Source organism: Bacillus sp. LQ16 (genome assembly GCF_057784645.1).
Genome location: NZ_CM173491.1, coordinates 4,539,450 through 4,554,812 on the forward strand (window position 1 = coordinate 4,539,450; position 15,363 = coordinate 4,554,812).

Below are 15,363 nucleotides of genomic sequence, written 5' to 3' on the forward strand. Positions count from 1 at the left end.
CGTTACCACCCTAGTTGCAGGCAAAAAAGCCTACCACCTTATTTACATAACGGCTTAGCACCGTCTTTTCCCTTTTGAATACAATTCAATCGAAAAAAGATGCTCTAGGGGCGTAATTCGCGATCATCTATGTGCTGATTTCCACCGACCATCAGCTCTCTAAAACAGGGAAATGATCACTACTTCTCCCTTTCCACGCTCAATTATTCATATACTTTTCTTTATACCATCATTTATATAGGCGTGTCAAATAGAGGTGGAATTTCTCTTCTTTCCAATCCTTTACAACGCCATAAAGAGTATCGTAATAAGAGAAAGCATTGGAACCCCAACTAACAACGATACATGAAACACAACCGATAAATCATTTCCAATGGTCGCCTCCACAGGATCTTTCGCCGGGGAACCAAGAAACCCGATTAATCGATCGAATCGACTTACCGTTTTTGGAAAGTCTGGTATTTCTACATGATCACTATCTAAATGTTGCTTTAACTTATATTCACTCTTAAAGGGATTTTCGCTCAATTTCATCCACCTCCAGCAATTGTTTCAATTTCTTTATTCCATTATGAAGTCTCGATTTCACTGTTCCAATCGGAATGTTTAATATTTCTGCAATTTCTTTTTGCTGCATATCATGATAATAAGAAAGGATTAGGACCGCTCTTTGCTCTTCTGGAACTTTCAAAATTGCTTCTCTTACTGTGAGCCGATCTTCGTGAGAAAATTCTTTTTCCGGAATCGGCACTAAAAATGGCAAAAGCGTACGCCACCTTTTTCTCCTATTTAATTTATTAATCATAAGACGATAACCAATTTGAAATAAATACGTTTTTATTTTACCTTTTTCAATTTCATACATATGTTTCTTACGCTCTAGCGTCAAAAACGTATCTTGCACAAGATCGATACTTAATTGTTCATCTCGGTTAAATCGATATAAAAATGTGTATAGCGCTGGTTTGATTAAAATATATAGTCTTTCTCCCGCTTGTTTATCTCCACTTTGATACGCAAGCATGAGCTCCTCCTCAATCCCAATCTGCGCCATGATTTTTGATCTCCTTTATTCCTTTTAACGTTAATGAAATACGGGAAATTAAATATGCAATCGCAATAAAAATCCACAATTGTGATTGATTTGTAAAAAATTGCACATATGGGTTTTGAATCGTAAATCCCATTGCAACTAAAATATTTAACGCTTGCACACATATGCATGCATACAACGCAAGGCAGACAGAAATAGTATCAAATACATTCCAGCGAAAATACACTTTTGTTTTTGTAAAATCAATTTTATATCCATTTTTCCGTACTATATGTTTTCTATCAAATGGAATAATTATTGAAAACAGAACACCCATTATAGCTCCAGCTGTAAGCATTGATACTCTATATCCAATTGGTATCGGTAAGAAAAGACCACAAGAAAATACAACTATAATTCCAATTAAAGCAAAAGCAAGAAGTAATTTATTAGACATAAAAAAGCCTCCCTCATCTATTCTTTCACAAATGTATACAGACGAGGAAGACACTTCGTTCAAATATTATTTTAGTTTTTTTATAATCTTTGCGGGATTCCCGCCAACTACTACATTATTAGGTACATCTCTCGTTACGACAGCACCAGATGCGATCACCGCATTGTCTCCAATTGTTACACCTGGATTAATAATTGCTCTTCCGCCAACCCATACGTTATCGCCAATTGTAACTGGTTTTCCGTATTCTGATCCGCTTATGCGCTCTACTGGATCAAGCGGGTGTGTTGCTGTATAAATGTGAACACCTGGAGCTAACATACAGTTCACTCCGATTGTTACCGGGCATACGTCTAAAATTGTACAGTCAAAGTTCGCGTAAAAATTTTCGCCAACGTGAATGTTATAACCGTAATCACATCTAAAAGAAGATTCAAGATGAATATTATCTCCTGTCGTTCCAAATAATTCTTTTACGATTTCGCTACGCTCTTTTAATTGCTCTTCTGGCGTATCATTTAATTTTCTCGTTAATATACGTGCTTGCTCTCTTTCTTGTACTAAAACTGGATCAGCCGGTATGTACATTTCTCCTAGTATCATCTTTTCTTTTTCTGTTTTCATCATACTCCCCCCTTTAACTTATATATATAAGTTAATAATAACATAAAAAAAGGCCTGAATATTTTTCGTTCAGACCTTCCTCTCTTAATCTTCCATCGTTGATAAGTCACCTGTTGGTAAGTTTAACTCCCACGCTTTTAATACGCGGCGCATAATTTTACCACTTCTCGTTTTCGGTAATTTATCTCTAAATTCAATTTGCCTTGGCGCTGCATGAGCTGCTAGGCCTTTCTTTACAAATTGACGAATTTCTTCTTTTAATTCATCAGATGGTTCGTATCCTGCTCGAAGTGCGATAAATGCTTTAATAATTTCGCCGCGCACTGGATCAGGAATACCAATTACACCTGCTTCTGCAACAGCAGCATGCTCGATTAATTTACTTTCTACTTCAAACGGACCAACGCGCTCACCTGACGTCATAATTACATCGTCAATACGTCCTTGGAACCAGAAGTATCCATCTTCATCCATATAGGCAGAGTCACCTGATACGTACCAATCTCCCGGCATGAAATAAGATTCATACTTTTGCTGGTTATTCCAGATTGCACGCATCATAGATGGCCAACCTTTCGCAATTGCTAAGTTACCCATTGTGTATGGAGGAACTTCATTTCCTTCATTATCAACAATCGCTGCTTTCACACCTGGAATTGGTTTACCCATTGAGCCTGGGCGAATTTCCATACAAGGGTAGTTACAAATAACTTGTCCACCTGTTTCTGTCATCCACCACGTATCATGAATACGAAGTCCAAATGCATTCATACCCCAGCGAATTACTTCTGGATTTAACGGCTCACCAACGCTTAATACGTGACGAACTTGTGATAAGTCGTATTTTTTAATTGCGTCTTGTCCAGCTCCCATTAACATACGGAACGCTGTTGGTGCGCTGTACCAAACCGTCACACCGTAATCTTGCAGTGCTTCATACCAAGCTTCTGGACTAAAGCGTCCACCTAAAATAACATTTGACGCTCCAACTAACCACGGTGCGAAAATGCCGTAAGCAGTTCCCGTTACCCAGCCCGGGTCAGCTGTGCACCAATATACGTCATCTTCTTTTAAATCTAATACCCATTTCGCCGTTTGATAGTGCTGAACCATTGCATTTTGCGCATGAAGCACACCCTTTGGCTTACCAGTAGAACCAGACGTATAGTGAAGAATTAAACCATCTTCACGGCCTAACCATTCAATATGTAATTCTTTTGAAGCTTGTTCAAATAAAGGATTGAATGCTACCGTTTTACCGCCTTCTTCTACATTATCTCCAACAAGGAAAACTGTTTTTAAAGCAGGTAAATCATTTAATGGTACACGCTCTAATAACTCAGGCGTTGTAATTAACACCTTCGCTTCACTATCTTCTAAACGATCGCGAACCGCACCTTCCATAAATGCTTCAAATAACGGTCCAACAATTGCTCCTAATTTCACTGCACCTAAAAGTGCGAAATATAACTCTGGAGAACGTGGCATAAAAATAAAAACGCGATCGCCTTTTTCTACATCGCCATAATTTTTCAGGACATTCCCTGCTTTATTAGAAAAATCCTTCATTTCCTTAAATGTATATTTCTCTTTTCGCGATCCATCTTGATAATAAAGAGCTACTTTATTCTTTCGATCGGATTTCGCATGCTTATCAATTGCCTCATACGCCATATTTACTCGGCCTGTTTCATTCCAAGTAAAGTTTTTATTAACCTCTTCCCAGTTAAAATTCGCGTATGCCTCATCATAATTCGGCAAATTATTTTCTCCTTTAATGACAGGAAGCGTTTCTACTTTCATACTTTACATCCCCCTCCTATGTATTCTATTATCTATTATAATGATATTATTTAAAATTTTCAGTATATTTGTTGATTTTTAGACAAATTTTTAATGACAAAATTCGATTCACATCGCATATATTATAAAGTACGATATTAATAGATTCACAAACCCTCAAGGTGGTGAGCAATACATTGATTCATAAAAAAATATACAATGCTAGAAACTTAAAAACAGCGAAAGGCACTTTAATTATTGAAGGTCCTGTCTCTACACATAATCTTGAAATGTATGAATTTCATCCAGATTTAGTTGCATTTCGTCCTGCTAAACAGCAATATAAAGCAATTGTCGAAATTTCTAAATTACCAGAAGCTCGACTCATTATTGCTAGACATGACCAAATGATTGTTGGATATGTTACATATTTATATCCTGATCCACTTGAACGATGGTCAGAAGGAAAAATGGAAAACTTAATTGAGCTTGGGGCAATTGAAGTAGTCCCAGCCTTCCGCGGGAGTTCTGTCGGAAAGAACTTACTAGAGGTTTCTATGATGGACGATTATATGGAAGATTACATTATATTGACGACTGAATATTATTGGCACTGGGATTTGAAACAAACAGGATTGAATGTGTGGGAATACCGAAAAGTAATGGAAAAGATGATGAATGCCGGCGGGTTACAATGGATGGCTACAGACGATCCTGAAATTTGTTCACATCCCGCCAACTGTTTAATGGTCCGCATCGGTAAACGCGTTGATACGGATTCTATTCAAGCTTTTGATCGTCTACGTTTTCACAATCGTTTTATGTATTAATAAAGGGGGCAACTGGAATGATTGTAGAAGAAATTATGAATCAAAATGTAGTTACACTACATCCAAACGATACAATCGAAACAGCAATCCGAACGATTCGCACGAAAGGCATTCGGCACATTCCAATTGTCGATCAAAATAATCACGTCGTAGGCATTATTTCTGATCGGGATGTAAGAGATGCAAGTCCGTCTATTCTAGATGAACAAGTTTCACTCGATATGCTACAGCAACCGCTTGAACTTATTATGAAACATCCTGTAATGACTTGCCATCCTCTCGATTTCGTTGAGGAGATTGCTACTTTATTTTTTGAAAATAAAATTGGCTGCCTTCCTGTTACAAAGGCCGGGAAGTTAGTTGGAATCATTTCTGAATCTACAGTATTACACACGTTAGTAAAATTAACAGGAGCACATCAACCAAGTTCGCAAATTGAAATTCAAGTAAAAAACGAACCTGGTATTCTTGGAAAAGTCGTTGCTATTTTTAGTGATTTACAAATAAATATCGTGAGCGTTCTCGTCTATCCAGCAAAAGACGAGAATGATAAAGTACTCGTTTTCCGCATTCAAACGATGAATCCTCTAAAAGTGATTGATGCACTTGAAGCAGAAGGCTACCGCGTATTATGGCCAAACATCATGGGGATGCAAGCATGAGTAGCGCGTTTATTTATTCGGATGACTTTCGGGGCTATTCATTTAGCCCTGATCATCCTTTTAACCAACTGCGCGTCACACTTACGTATGATTTATTACAAAAGGGCGGTTTCATCTCTCCCTCTCAAATCATCTCACCACGGATGGCTACAGATGAAGAGATTGCCTACGTTCATACAGAGGAGTACATAAATGCGGTAAAACGTGCTGGAGAAGGAAATTTAGAAAAATCAATTGCGATGACATATGGACTCGGAACAGAAGATACACCGATGTTCCCAAATATGCACGAAGCAAGCGCATTGCTCGTTGGCGGTACGTTAACAGCTGTCGATGCTGTTCTTTCCGGAAAAGTAAAACACGCACTTAATTTGGGCGGCGGCTTACATCACGGCTTTCGCGGCAAAGCATCTGGCTTTTGTATTTATAACGACAGTTCTATCGCAATGAAATATATTCAAAAGAAATACGGTTTACGCGTCTTATATATTGATACAGATGCTCATCACGGTGATGGCGTACAGTGGTCGTTTTATGATGACCCTAACGTATGCACCATTTCACTGCATGAAACTGGTCGCTATTTATTCCCTGGAACTGGCGCTGTAAACGAACGTGGACAAGGTAATGGTTATAGTTATTCTTTTAACGTTCCACTCGATGCTTTTACAGAAGATGAATCATTCTTAGAATCATATCGAACTGTTGTAAAAGAAGTTGCAGCGTACTTTAGACCGGATATTATTTTAACGCAAAATGGTGCTGATGCACATTACTACGACCCACTTACACACCTTTGTGCGACCATGAATATTTACCGCGAAATACCGAAACTCGCTCGTGAAATTGCTAATGAATATTGCGACGGTCGCTGGATCGCTGTCGGTGGTGGCGGCTATGACCATTGGCGCGTCGTTCCAAGAGCTTGGGCGCTCATTTGGCTCGAAATGAACAACATCCAAAACATCTCAGGTTATCTCCCTCCAGAATGGATTGAAGCTTGGAAAGGACAAGCAGAAACAGAACTTCCCCTCACATGGGAAGATCCAGACAACATGTATAAACCTATCCCCCGTAAACCAGAAATTGAAGAAAAAAATGCATTAACTGTAGCGAAATCCCTTGAAATTATTCGGAATAATATGACAAAATCTTTATACTAAACGAAAAGGAGGCTCGTTTTTGAATAGCCTCCTTTTATTTATTGTCGGTTTCTATCGGTAAGTCGATATATTTTAATAATCGCTGATATATTTTGATAATCGCCGATATATTTTCATTTCATAACAGCCTGGCCCAACTTTTATGAGAAAAGGTAGTGATATTATGTGGAAACGACAAATGATCCACACGAAACGTGGTACATTTGAACTCTTTACAAAAGGAGATGGCGAATCGCTTTGTATTACACATCACTATTCACAATTTAATGAAACTGGTGATTACTTTGCGGATGTTTTTACTGCTACGCATCGTGTATTTCTCATTAATTTACGAGATACTGGTAGCTCTGTAACCGCCCAGTCAGAAAACGAATTAAGCATGATTGAAACAATCCACGACTTGGAAGCCATACGAGAAGCATTACAACTTCCAACATGGCATTTCGCTGGTCATTCAACAGGTGGTATGCTTGGACTTTTATATGCGATTACATATCCAAATTCCTTACAATCATTAGTCGTAGCAGGAGCTGCAGCAAGTAACTATACCGAAACACCATTTTGCATTTATCACCCAGCACATCCACAGTTTCAATATATGCAAGAGCTCATCGAAAACTTAAAAAGCCCTCACCTTACAAGCGAAGAATGGAAAGAACTATCTACTGAGAGAACAAAATTATCATTGTATAAACCAGAAAACTACAACTCTTATTTTTGTAAACCAATCAAAAAAACAATGTCCGCTAACCGGATGAACGCTTTCGCCAATGAATATCCGTTATTTGATTTAAGGGAGTATTTACCTTCTATAAAAACAAAAACACTAATTATGTGCGGAAGACACGATGTGCAGTGTCCTATTCAATATTCTATCGAGTTACATGAGGGTATATGCGATTCTACTTTTGTGACATTTGAGGAGAGCAACCATTATCCTTTTTTAGAAGAGGCTACTCAGTTTACTTCTACTACTCAAACATTTTATAAATCGTTAGTACCGTTATTATTAAGAAAACCTAAACACTGACAAAAAGCTCACAGCCTCTATAAGACTATGAGCTTTTTTCAAAAGAAATATTTCACACTAAAAACAACTAAAAAAATACAAGAAATAACAACTAAACCCACATCAAGTAATACCGACTTTTTATCTCTATCTTTTAAACTTACCTTAGAGCTAGAAATGCTTTTAATTACCCAAAAGATCGCAAAAAAGAACCAACCAAAATGATCATTCGTAGAATCTTCATCATAAAACATTTGTATTGCACCAATAATCAATAAGATAAGTACGATATTAGTTCCAATCTTTAAAGCCTTGTTTGATTTATTATCTTTTAATATATCCCCCAACATATAGCACGCTCCCCATGCTCTCCTCTGTTTTGTTTCTCTTTATATTTTAACATAAATTACCTATTACTTCCTTTTCATTCGAATAACATACAAAAAACCTGCCAATTACTCGGCAGGTTCCCTATACATTAAAACGATAACCAGCTCCCCATACTGTTTCAATATATTGCGGGTGGGCAGGATCTCTTTCAATTTTTTCACGTAGCTTTCTAATGTGGACGACAACAGTGGCTAAATCACCAGCGGAATCTAATCCCCAAATGCGTTCAAATAACTGTTCTTTATTTAATACTTGGTTTGGATGTGTTACAAAGAATGTTAATAAATCAAATTCCTTCGTTGTAAATGCCACTTCTTCATTGTTTATAAAAACTTTCCTCGCTCGTTGATCGATAGAAATTCCGTGAATATATAACGTATCACGTTGCTTACTTACATTTCCTGATAATCTTTCATAACGGGCAATATGTGCTTTTACTCTTGCAACTAATTCGCTTGGACTAAACGGTTTCGTTATATAATCATCCGCTCCTAATCCGAGTCCGCGAATTTTATCTATATCTTCTTTTTTTGCTGAAACAAGTAGAATCGGAATATCTTTTACAGCACGTATTTGTTTACAAATTTCGAATCCGTTCATTTTCGGGAGCATAATATCTAAAATAATTAAATCATATTCTTCTTGCAGTGCTATTTGTAAACCTGTTTCTCCTGAATGCTCTACATCAACTTGGAAATCATTAATTTCTAAATAATCTCGCTGTAATTCTGCAATACTTACTTCATCTTCTATTAGTAAAATTCTTTTCAATTTACTCACCACATTCCTCTACTTTTTCCAATGAGAAGAAAATGCTTGTGCCTTTACCAAGCTCGCTTTCCGCCCAAATTTCCCCGCCATGTTCTTCAACAATTTGCTTCGCTATTGCTAAACCAAGTCCACTTCCACCTGTGCTAGAATTTCGCGATTGTTCTGCACGATAAAAACGTTCAAAGATATACGGTAGCGTATCAGATTCTATACCTGATCCATTGTCCATCACTTTCACAATAACATTATTGTTATCACTCGATACTGTTACAGTAATTTTCTTCTCTTCTTTATCCATGTACTTCACACTATTATGAATTAAATTTGATATAACTCTATTTATCTTTTCGCAATCAGCCGTTACATATAATGGCGATGAATGTAATTGTAAGTTAACTTCTATACCTTCTTCACTTAAATCCATCTGCATCTCTTCTATTAATTCTTGCATAAACGTATTTAATTCAACTGTCTCAAATTGGAATGGAACTCGATTCAAATCGAGCTTTGAAAACAAAAAGAGTTCATCAATGAGTGTGTCCATATGTTTTGCCTTCGTGTGAATTGTCGTTAAATACTTATCCATTTTTTCTGGCGTATTTGCTATCCCGTCCTTTATTCCCTCTACATATCCGATAATAGATGTAATCGGTGTTTTTAAATCATGCGATATGTTTGAAATAAGTTCTTTTCGATTTTCTTCATACTGCGTTTGTACTTCAATCGATTCTTTTAACTTCTTCCTCATTTCCTCAAATCCTTGATTTAATTGACCTATTTCATCGTGCGATGTAACTGGCATTTGAAAATCTAAATTTCCTTCTTTAATTTTCTCTGTTGCGCCTTTCAATACAAAAATTGGTTTTATTACACTTCTTGAAACGAGATAACTTAATAACCCAATAAGTAAAATAGCTAATAGTAAAAGCGATACGAATAAGATTGGAAATAATTTTTGTGTAAGATCTACAAATGAACTTTGCTTTTTTAGTACAAATATACTCCCTTCTTCTTTCTCTGCAAAATAAAAATCAAATTTTACATATCGATAAAATGTATCACCTAGTTCCGTTGTACCACGACTATTAATATTTGCTGCTTCAAATTTCGGAAGGGCTTCTGTTAAAGTCGAACTTTCAAAACCCTTTGTAGCATAAGAAATGTTTTCTCCCTTTCTTACAATTATTTTCACGCCTTCTTTTTCAATTGATGAAACGAACGATTCATCTAATAATTGAGATTGATGTTGCTTTGCCGCTAATTTTAATTCAAGATAGGCATTCTCTTCTTCTGATGTAAGCGGCTTTTGAATGTAAGAACTTTTATAGAAATTTTTCACTGCTTCCAAGTCACCTGTTATCGAAAAAACAATTAAAAATCCCGCGACTAATATGAGCGTAATAGAAACGAGAATTACAGCAATATAAGAAAATAAAAACCTTGTTTTAATAGACATCATTTACATCCTCACTTTACCCATCCTTCATATTCATAAGCATAAAAATATATGTTCAAATACTCAAGCGATTTTATAGTAATTTTAGCGTCAGTTTATAAAAATTTAATGTTCCTATTTTACAGTTGAAATTAGGAGGTTGAAATTCCATGTTCAAAAAAACATTCAGTATGATATGTTGCGTAATTTTTTTACAAGGATGCTCGCAAGAACAAGAAGTAAAAAAGGAGATGACAAACATGGAGACTGCACTACTAGCAGCTACTGAAAAAAATGAAACGAATACTGTTATATCTTTACTAAAACAAGGCGCAAATATAAATGCGACGGATAATCAAGGACGCACTCCACTTATGATTGCTACATACAAAAATGATGTAAAAACCGCAAAAGCGCTTATCGAATCTGGTGCTGACGTAAACATCCAAGATGACATGAAAAACAATCCCTTTCTATACGCCGGTGCGGAAGGTTACTTAGACATTTTAAAGCTAACAATTGATGCTGGTGCAAATCCTATGATTACAAATCGTTACGGCGGAACAGCTCTTATCCCAGCCTCAGAACATGGCTATATTGACGTTATAAAAGAACTCCTCACTCGAACAACTATTGATGTAAATCATGTAAATAACCTCGGATGGACAGCTTTAATGGAAGCCATCGTACTAAGTAACGGAAACGAAACACAGCAACAAGTCATTCGCCTTCTTATTGAGCACGGTGCAGATGTAAATATTCCAGACCATGATGGTGTTACCCCGTTAGAGCATGCTCGCGCTCATAACTTTGAAGAGATAGAGAAGATTTTGTTAGAAGGACGTAAGTAAAAAGCTAATTTTTGCCTTCCTCCCCCACCCTATGCTACATTTAAGCCGTTACATTAATATTAATAGGGTGGGAATAAAAATGAACAAACCTAAAATTGGGATGATTGGACTTGGAAGTATTGCGCAAAAGGCCTATCTTCCAACACTTACAAAAGAAACAGATTGGAATTTTGTAGGGGCGTTTACACCTAACGAGGAGAAAAGAAAACAAGTTTGCCAGCAATACCGGATTCAAGACTTTCATTCTATTGAAATGTTAGCTTCGGAATGCGATGCAATCTTCGTGCATAGTTCAACTGCATCACATTATGAAATCGTTTCTGAACTTCTGAAAAAAGGGATCGACGTTTATGTTGATAAGCCGCTAGCAGCTACAGTGGAACAAGCTGAGCAACTAGTCGAGTTGAGCGAGAAATATAACCGAAAATTAATGGTCGGATTTAATCGCAGATTCGTTCCTATGTATGTCGCTGCCAAAGAACAGGCTAATGATATTTCATGGATTCGAATTGAAAAGCATCGCACAAATAAAGTCGGGCCATATACGTACGATTTCACTATGTTAGATGATTATTTACACATTGTAGATACAGCTCGCTGGTTAGCTAATAATGACCTTAACGTCGTTCACAATATGATGCAAATCAATGAAAAGAATGAACTTCTTTACGGACATCATACATATACAACTCCAAGTGGACTGTTACTTTCTACTGCAATGCATCGCCATGCCGGTACAAATTTAGAACAAATTGAACTTGTAACGCCAGGGAAAATCATTCGCGTAAAAAATATGAATACATTTGAAATTGAACAGGAAAACTCAGTTTCACAAAGTGGTTCCCCATCATGGGATACGACGTTAAAACAACGTGGTTTTGAAGATGCTGTTCATCATTTTATTGAGTGTGTACAAGGCGATACAAAGCCTGTTGTAGATGGATTAGAAGGATTAAAAACGCAGCAAATGCTACAATCTTTACTAGATGATGTAAACAAAAATTAAAACGGATACATTTTTCAGAATTTACTTTCATTCCCATTTCCTCTTTATTTCTCTCGTAAATTTCTATAGAATATGTTGATAGGAATTATAAATTTCATAATGAATCGTGGAAAGGATGGGATTAACACATGTGGAACGAGTTTAAAAAATTCGCATTCAAAGGTAATGTAATCGATTTAGCTGTCGGGGTTGTAATCGGTGCTGCATTCGGTAAAATCGTTAGTTCTTTAGTAAAAGATATCATCACACCATTACTTGGTATGGTATTAGGTGGCGTTGACTTTACAGATTTAAAAATTACATTCGGTAAATCATCTATTATGTATGGTAACTTCATCCAAACTATTTTTGATTTCTTAATTATTGCAGCTGCTATCTTTATGTTTGTTAAAGTTTTCAACAAACTAACATCTAAAAGAGAAGAAGAAAAAGAGGAAGAACTTCCAGAACCAACAAAAGAAGAAGAACTTCTTGGCGAAATTCGCGACTTACTAAAACAGCAAAACTCTTCTAAAGATAGAGCATAATTGAACGGATAAAAAGGCATGTCCCTCGGGACATGCCTTTTCTATATGCTATAACGTTTCCGAATTCATATGAATAAATAAAATAATACCAGCAACCATAAGTACCATAATGCTACCTGCAAATAGTGTAATACCAATAAACATTAAACTTGTGCTCATATCTACTGATACACTTTCAATAAAAATAGAAATTACATACGTGATAAGGGCAATTCCTGCAAGAATACTTCCTGGAACAAATCGCTTTAAGCCATTTTGTTTTAACGTCATATATGCAAAAATAGCAGTCATACAAAGCGTAATTATCCAAAGAACGATCATCTCTTCTCCCCCCTCACAAGCCTTTTCTTTCTATTATACATGACATTGCCCTATAATAGGTAAATTTGCACTTATGTGACATATAACAAGGAATCATACAATTTATAGAGAAATCTTCTAAATAAGCTATAAACTAGGGAGAATTTCAATTGGAAGATGATATTGTAGGATATTTTAAACAAGTAGAGCGATTCGATTAAATTACAATTGACTTAGACAAAGATGAAACCATTATTACTGGCCATGTGAAACAATATGATCCTTCTAGATTAGAACAGTTAATACAAAGTTTTAAAACGCACTGCCCAAACATGCCTTGAACATAATTTACGAAGCGCTGAAGAACTTTTTGCATTTTGGAAAAGAAATTGACCACTAGGAAAATATGGATATTTTTCATATAAATTGATATAATTACCATATACAAATATTCTTTGTAAGGGAGTGTTCATAATGATTTGGATTTCACTAATCGTATTAGCTTATTTCATCATTCTCGTCCCAATACAGTACAACTACATTAAAATGCTCAAAGAAAAACAGAAAAAAATGAATGTCTCACAAAACGAACTATATGACAACATGTCTTATGAAGAATCCCAAGTACATTACCATTATCAAAGTAACTTATTTACAATACCTGCTTCGCTTGTCGCAAGTATTATTTATAAAGTGAAACATGCAGCATAATGTGTACGCTGTAAAATTATTGTTTGAGTCTGTTCATGCTGGTGAGCCTGATCCTACGAAAATTGATGAGCATTATGAAGAGAATCACGATACACTTTTTGAAGAAAGTATTATTCTTGTTAAAGCAAACAGTTTAGAAGAAGCTCATGAACTAGGTGAAAATATAGCTATACAATCGGAGCACACATACGATAATATGTATGATGAGCAAATCACATGGACGTTCCGAAAAGTGTTACATGTGTTTGAATTAGACGATACGCCATTTGAAACTGGAAAAGAATTGTACGCAAGATTTTTACACGTTAAGAAAAATGAAACTGTAGATACAGTAATTGAAAAATATTATCCTGAATATGAATAAAAGCTCACAGCAATCGCTGTGAGCTTTTTTATACTTACTTCGTTGAATCTCTAAATTGGATACGGTGAGGTAAGATAACAGTGTGATCTTCCACTTTTTCTTTGTTCATATACTTTGTTAATAGACGCATTGCTACTGCACCGATATCATACATCGGTTGTACAACTGTTGAAAGTTGCGGACGAACCATTAATGCAAGGCGTGTATTATCGAAACCAAGTACTTCTACGTCAGTTGGTACGTTTAATCCAGCGTCTTGTGCTGCGTGGATTACACCTAGTGCCATTTCATCAGACGATACGAAGATTGCTGTTGGCTTTTCATCATTGCTCCAAAGCTTCTCGAATGCTTCGATACCTGAGTCATATGTGTAATCTCCATCGATTACAAGATTTTCATCATATGAAATACCTTCTTCTTCTAAAGCTTTTTTATAACCTTGTAACTTTTTCGCGCTTCCCGCTTTATCAATGAATGGACCAGAGACGAAACCGATACGCTTATGTCCTTGCTCAATAAAGTGCTTCATTGCATCGTAAGCTGCTTGTGTATAATCAATATTTACTGATGGCGTTTCATTTTGCTCATCGAATGACGCTGCTAATACAATTGGTACTGGAGATTTTTTAAATTCTTCAATGTGAATGTCTGTAATATCTTCACCCATGAAAACAATTCCGTCCACTTGCTTTCCAAGCATCGTATTTAATAAATGGAACTCTTTCTCTTTGTTTTGGTCAGAGTTACTTAAAATGATGTTATATTTGTACATTGTTGCGATATCTTCAATTCCACGTGCAAGTTCTGCATAAAACGTATTTGAGATATCAGGAATAATAACACCTACTGTAGTTGTCTTCTTACTTGCTAGTCCACGTGCTACCGCATTTGGGCGGTACCCTAAACGATCAATTGCTTCTAATACTTTCTTTCTTGTTGTAGGCTTTACATTTGGGTTACCGTTCACAACGCGTGATACGGTAGCCATTGAAACGTTCGCTTCGCGCGCTACATCATAGATTGTTACGTTCATCTCATCGCACACTCCTTCTATTTTTGTTATCTATTTTTATGTATCGGTTACTTGAATGAAAAAAAGACATCAACTCTATTTGCAGATGCCACCAATCGTCCCGAGTTCTTCCTTTTACTAATGATACGATAAAAACGCAGGCTCATACAATATTTTCCCGCAAAAGTTTCGAAAAAATTCGCTTCTTTTCTCGTATTTTCGTATTTTTTATGAAAAAAGAGCATTTTTTGTAAAAAAATAGATGTTTCCTAAGTAGAAATCTTATTTTAAGCAGTACGATAGTAAATGAAATTTATATCGACGATTTTTCGAATATATGAACCGTAACTCGAAATATATCAGCGATTTTCCAAATATATCTACCACAACTCTAATTATATCAGCGATTTTTTAAATATATCAACTTACCAACAAA

Annotated in this window: 19 protein-coding genes and 1 other annotated feature (1 of these 20 cut by a window edge); of the genes, 9 read left to right on the forward strand and 10 right to left on the reverse strand. The window is 36.1% G+C overall.

Annotation, left to right across the window (positions count from 1 at the left end; all coding sequences use genetic code 11):
- Positions 1-205, reverse strand: a binding site (T-box leader) (it extends 23 nt beyond the left edge of the window).
- Between the two features lie 77 nt (positions 206-282).
- From AC3EMB_RS22945 to acsA, 5 genes are all read right to left on the reverse strand, one after another.
- The gene (locus AC3EMB_RS22945) at positions 283-528 is read right to left on the reverse strand and encodes a hypothetical protein (protein ID WP_001293786.1); all 246 of its coding nucleotides are present in this window, start codon (positions 526-528) and stop codon (positions 283-285) included.
- Positions 509-1,054, reverse strand: coding sequence for an RNA polymerase sigma factor (locus tag AC3EMB_RS22950; protein ID WP_095690133.1), 546 nt, complete (start codon positions 1,052-1,054; stop codon positions 509-511). Before AC3EMB_RS22950 ends, AC3EMB_RS22945 begins: the two co-directional genes overlap by 20 nt.
- The gene (locus AC3EMB_RS22955) at positions 1,035-1,490 is read right to left on the reverse strand and encodes a hypothetical protein (protein WP_000066427.1); all 456 of its coding nucleotides are present in this window, start codon (positions 1,488-1,490) and stop codon (positions 1,035-1,037) included. Before AC3EMB_RS22955 ends, AC3EMB_RS22950 begins: the two co-directional genes overlap by 20 nt.
- Before the next feature lie 66 nt (positions 1,491-1,556).
- On the reverse strand, positions 1,557-2,117 hold the full coding sequence (locus tag AC3EMB_RS22960) for a maltose acetyltransferase domain-containing protein (protein WP_095690132.1): 561 nt from the start codon (positions 2,115-2,117) through the stop codon (positions 1,557-1,559).
- 81 nt (positions 2,118-2,198) lie between these two features.
- A complete protein-coding gene (gene acsA / locus AC3EMB_RS22965) occupies positions 2,199-3,917 on the reverse strand; it encodes an acetate--CoA ligase (protein WP_000862047.1) in 1,719 nt (572 codons plus the stop codon).
- 176 nt (positions 3,918-4,093) lie between these two features.
- Here acsA and acuA point away from each other — a divergent pair, with 176 nt between their 5' ends.
- The 4 genes from acuA to AC3EMB_RS22985 all read left to right on the forward strand — a co-directional run bounded on the left by acuA (position 4,094) and on the right by AC3EMB_RS22985 (position 7,581).
- Positions 4,094-4,726, forward strand: a complete 633-nt coding sequence (gene acuA / locus AC3EMB_RS22970; RefSeq protein ID WP_095690131.1) for an acetoin utilization protein acetyltransferase AcuA — start codon at positions 4,094-4,096, stop codon at positions 4,724-4,726.
- Between the two features lie 17 nt (positions 4,727-4,743).
- Positions 4,744-5,388, forward strand: coding sequence for an acetoin utilization AcuB family protein (locus tag AC3EMB_RS22975; RefSeq protein WP_000634583.1), 645 nt, complete (start codon positions 4,744-4,746; stop codon positions 5,386-5,388).
- Positions 5,385-6,551, forward strand: a complete 1,167-nt coding sequence (gene acuC, locus AC3EMB_RS22980) for an acetoin utilization protein AcuC (protein WP_095690130.1) — start codon at positions 5,385-5,387, stop codon at positions 6,549-6,551. Before AC3EMB_RS22975 ends, acuC begins: the two co-directional genes overlap by 4 nt.
- A 142-nt stretch (positions 6,552-6,693) precedes the next feature.
- A complete protein-coding gene (locus tag AC3EMB_RS22985) occupies positions 6,694-7,581 on the forward strand; it encodes an alpha/beta fold hydrolase (protein WP_414731445.1) in 888 nt (295 codons plus the stop codon).
- 38 nt (positions 7,582-7,619) lie between these two features.
- Here the strand turns inward: AC3EMB_RS22985 and AC3EMB_RS22990 are convergent, their stop codons facing one another.
- The 3 genes from AC3EMB_RS22990 to AC3EMB_RS23000 form a co-directional block, all read right to left on the reverse strand.
- Positions 7,620-7,910 carry a hypothetical protein gene (locus AC3EMB_RS22990; RefSeq protein WP_000900160.1) on the reverse strand — a complete coding sequence of 97 codons (291 nt, stop codon included), beginning with the start codon at positions 7,908-7,910 and terminating at the stop codon, positions 7,620-7,622.
- A 121-nt stretch (positions 7,911-8,031) separates the two neighbouring features.
- On the reverse strand, positions 8,032-8,721 hold the full coding sequence (locus tag AC3EMB_RS22995) for a response regulator transcription factor (protein ID WP_003271808.1): 690 nt from the start codon (positions 8,719-8,721) through the stop codon (positions 8,032-8,034).
- Position 8,722: 1 nt separating this feature from the next.
- Positions 8,723-10,177: a HAMP domain-containing sensor histidine kinase gene (locus AC3EMB_RS23000; RefSeq protein ID WP_095690128.1), complete on the reverse strand. Its 1,455-nt coding sequence runs from the start codon at positions 10,175-10,177 to the stop codon at positions 8,723-8,725.
- A 149-nt stretch (positions 10,178-10,326) separates the two neighbouring features.
- Between AC3EMB_RS23000 and AC3EMB_RS23005 the strand changes: the two genes are divergently transcribed.
- From AC3EMB_RS23005 to mscL, 3 genes are all read left to right on the forward strand, one after another.
- Entirely contained in the window at positions 10,327-11,007 is a 681-nt protein-coding gene (locus tag AC3EMB_RS23005) for an ankyrin repeat domain-containing protein (RefSeq protein WP_095690127.1), read from the forward strand.
- 79 nt (positions 11,008-11,086) lie between these two features.
- On the forward strand, positions 11,087-12,013 hold the full coding sequence (locus tag AC3EMB_RS23010) for a Gfo/Idh/MocA family protein (protein WP_144465123.1): 927 nt from the start codon (positions 11,087-11,089) through the stop codon (positions 12,011-12,013).
- A gap of 128 nt (positions 12,014-12,141) precedes the next feature.
- On the forward strand, positions 12,142-12,540 hold the full coding sequence (gene mscL, locus AC3EMB_RS23015; protein ID WP_000267003.1) for a large-conductance mechanosensitive channel protein MscL: 399 nt from the start codon (positions 12,142-12,144) through the stop codon (positions 12,538-12,540).
- A 48-nt stretch (positions 12,541-12,588) separates the two neighbouring features.
- Here the strand turns inward: mscL and AC3EMB_RS23020 are convergent, their stop codons facing one another.
- Complete coding sequence (locus tag AC3EMB_RS23020) at positions 12,589-12,861, reverse strand: DUF3917 domain-containing protein (protein WP_000636589.1); 273 nt, start codon at positions 12,859-12,861, stop codon at positions 12,589-12,591.
- A gap of 453 nt (positions 12,862-13,314) precedes the next feature.
- On the opposite strand from AC3EMB_RS23020, the gene AC3EMB_RS23025 reads away from it, so the two are divergent.
- Both AC3EMB_RS23025 and AC3EMB_RS23030 read left to right on the forward strand, forming a co-directional pair.
- Positions 13,315-13,551 carry a DUF3949 domain-containing protein gene (locus tag AC3EMB_RS23025; RefSeq protein WP_000637898.1) on the forward strand — a complete coding sequence of 79 codons (237 nt, stop codon included), beginning with the start codon at positions 13,315-13,317 and terminating at the stop codon, positions 13,549-13,551.
- Position 13,552: 1 nt separating this feature from the next.
- On the forward strand, positions 13,553-13,915 hold the full coding sequence (locus AC3EMB_RS23030) for a DUF4288 domain-containing protein (RefSeq protein ID WP_003271799.1): 363 nt from the start codon (positions 13,553-13,555) through the stop codon (positions 13,913-13,915).
- 34 nt (positions 13,916-13,949) lie between these two features.
- On the opposite strand, the gene ccpA is transcribed toward AC3EMB_RS23030, so the two are convergent.
- A complete protein-coding gene (gene ccpA, locus AC3EMB_RS23035) occupies positions 13,950-14,948 on the reverse strand; it encodes a catabolite control protein A (RefSeq protein ID WP_001103303.1) in 999 nt (332 codons plus the stop codon).
- Between the last annotated feature and the right edge of the window lie 415 nt (positions 14,949-15,363).

Bases quoted from the DNA above. Each gene is read 5' to 3' on its own strand.
- AC3EMB_RS22950 (WP_095690133.1), bottom strand. From the start codon at position 1,054: ATGGCGCAGATTGGGATTGAGGAGGAGCTCATGCTTGCGTATCAAAGT.
- AC3EMB_RS22955 (WP_000066427.1), bottom strand. From the start codon at position 1,490: ATGTCTAATAAATTACTTCTTGCTTTTGCTTTAATTGGAATTATAGTT.
- AC3EMB_RS22960 (WP_095690132.1), bottom strand. From the start codon at position 2,117: ATGATGAAAACAGAAAAAGAAAAGATGATACTAGGAGAAATGTACATA.
- acsA (WP_000862047.1), bottom strand. From the start codon at position 3,917: ATGAAAGTAGAAACGCTTCCTGTCATTAAAGGAGAAAATAATTTGCCG.
- AC3EMB_RS22975 (WP_000634583.1), top strand. From the start codon at position 4,744: ATGATTGTAGAAGAAATTATGAATCAAAATGTAGTTACACTACATCCA.
- acuC (WP_095690130.1), top strand. From the start codon at position 5,385: ATGAGTAGCGCGTTTATTTATTCGGATGACTTTCGGGGCTATTCATTT.
- AC3EMB_RS22985 (WP_414731445.1), top strand. From the start codon at position 6,694: ATGAGAAAAGGTAGTGATATTATGTGGAAACGACAAATGATCCACACG.
- AC3EMB_RS22990 (WP_000900160.1), bottom strand. From the start codon at position 7,910: ATGTTGGGGGATATATTAAAAGATAATAAATCAAACAAGGCTTTAAAG.
- AC3EMB_RS23000 (WP_095690128.1), bottom strand. From the start codon at position 10,177: ATGTCTATTAAAACAAGGTTTTTATTTTCTTATATTGCTGTAATTCTC.
- AC3EMB_RS23005 (WP_095690127.1), top strand. From the start codon at position 10,327: ATGTTCAAAAAAACATTCAGTATGATATGTTGCGTAATTTTTTTACAA.
- AC3EMB_RS23010 (WP_144465123.1), top strand. From the start codon at position 11,087: ATGAACAAACCTAAAATTGGGATGATTGGACTTGGAAGTATTGCGCAA.
- mscL (WP_000267003.1), top strand. From the start codon at position 12,142: ATGTGGAACGAGTTTAAAAAATTCGCATTCAAAGGTAATGTAATCGAT.
- AC3EMB_RS23020 (WP_000636589.1), bottom strand. From the start codon at position 12,861: ATGATCGTTCTTTGGATAATTACGCTTTGTATGACTGCTATTTTTGCA.
- AC3EMB_RS23025 (WP_000637898.1), top strand. From the start codon at position 13,315: ATGATTTGGATTTCACTAATCGTATTAGCTTATTTCATCATTCTCGTC.
- ccpA (WP_001103303.1), bottom strand. From the start codon at position 14,948: ATGAACGTAACAATCTATGATGTAGCGCGCGAAGCGAACGTTTCAATG.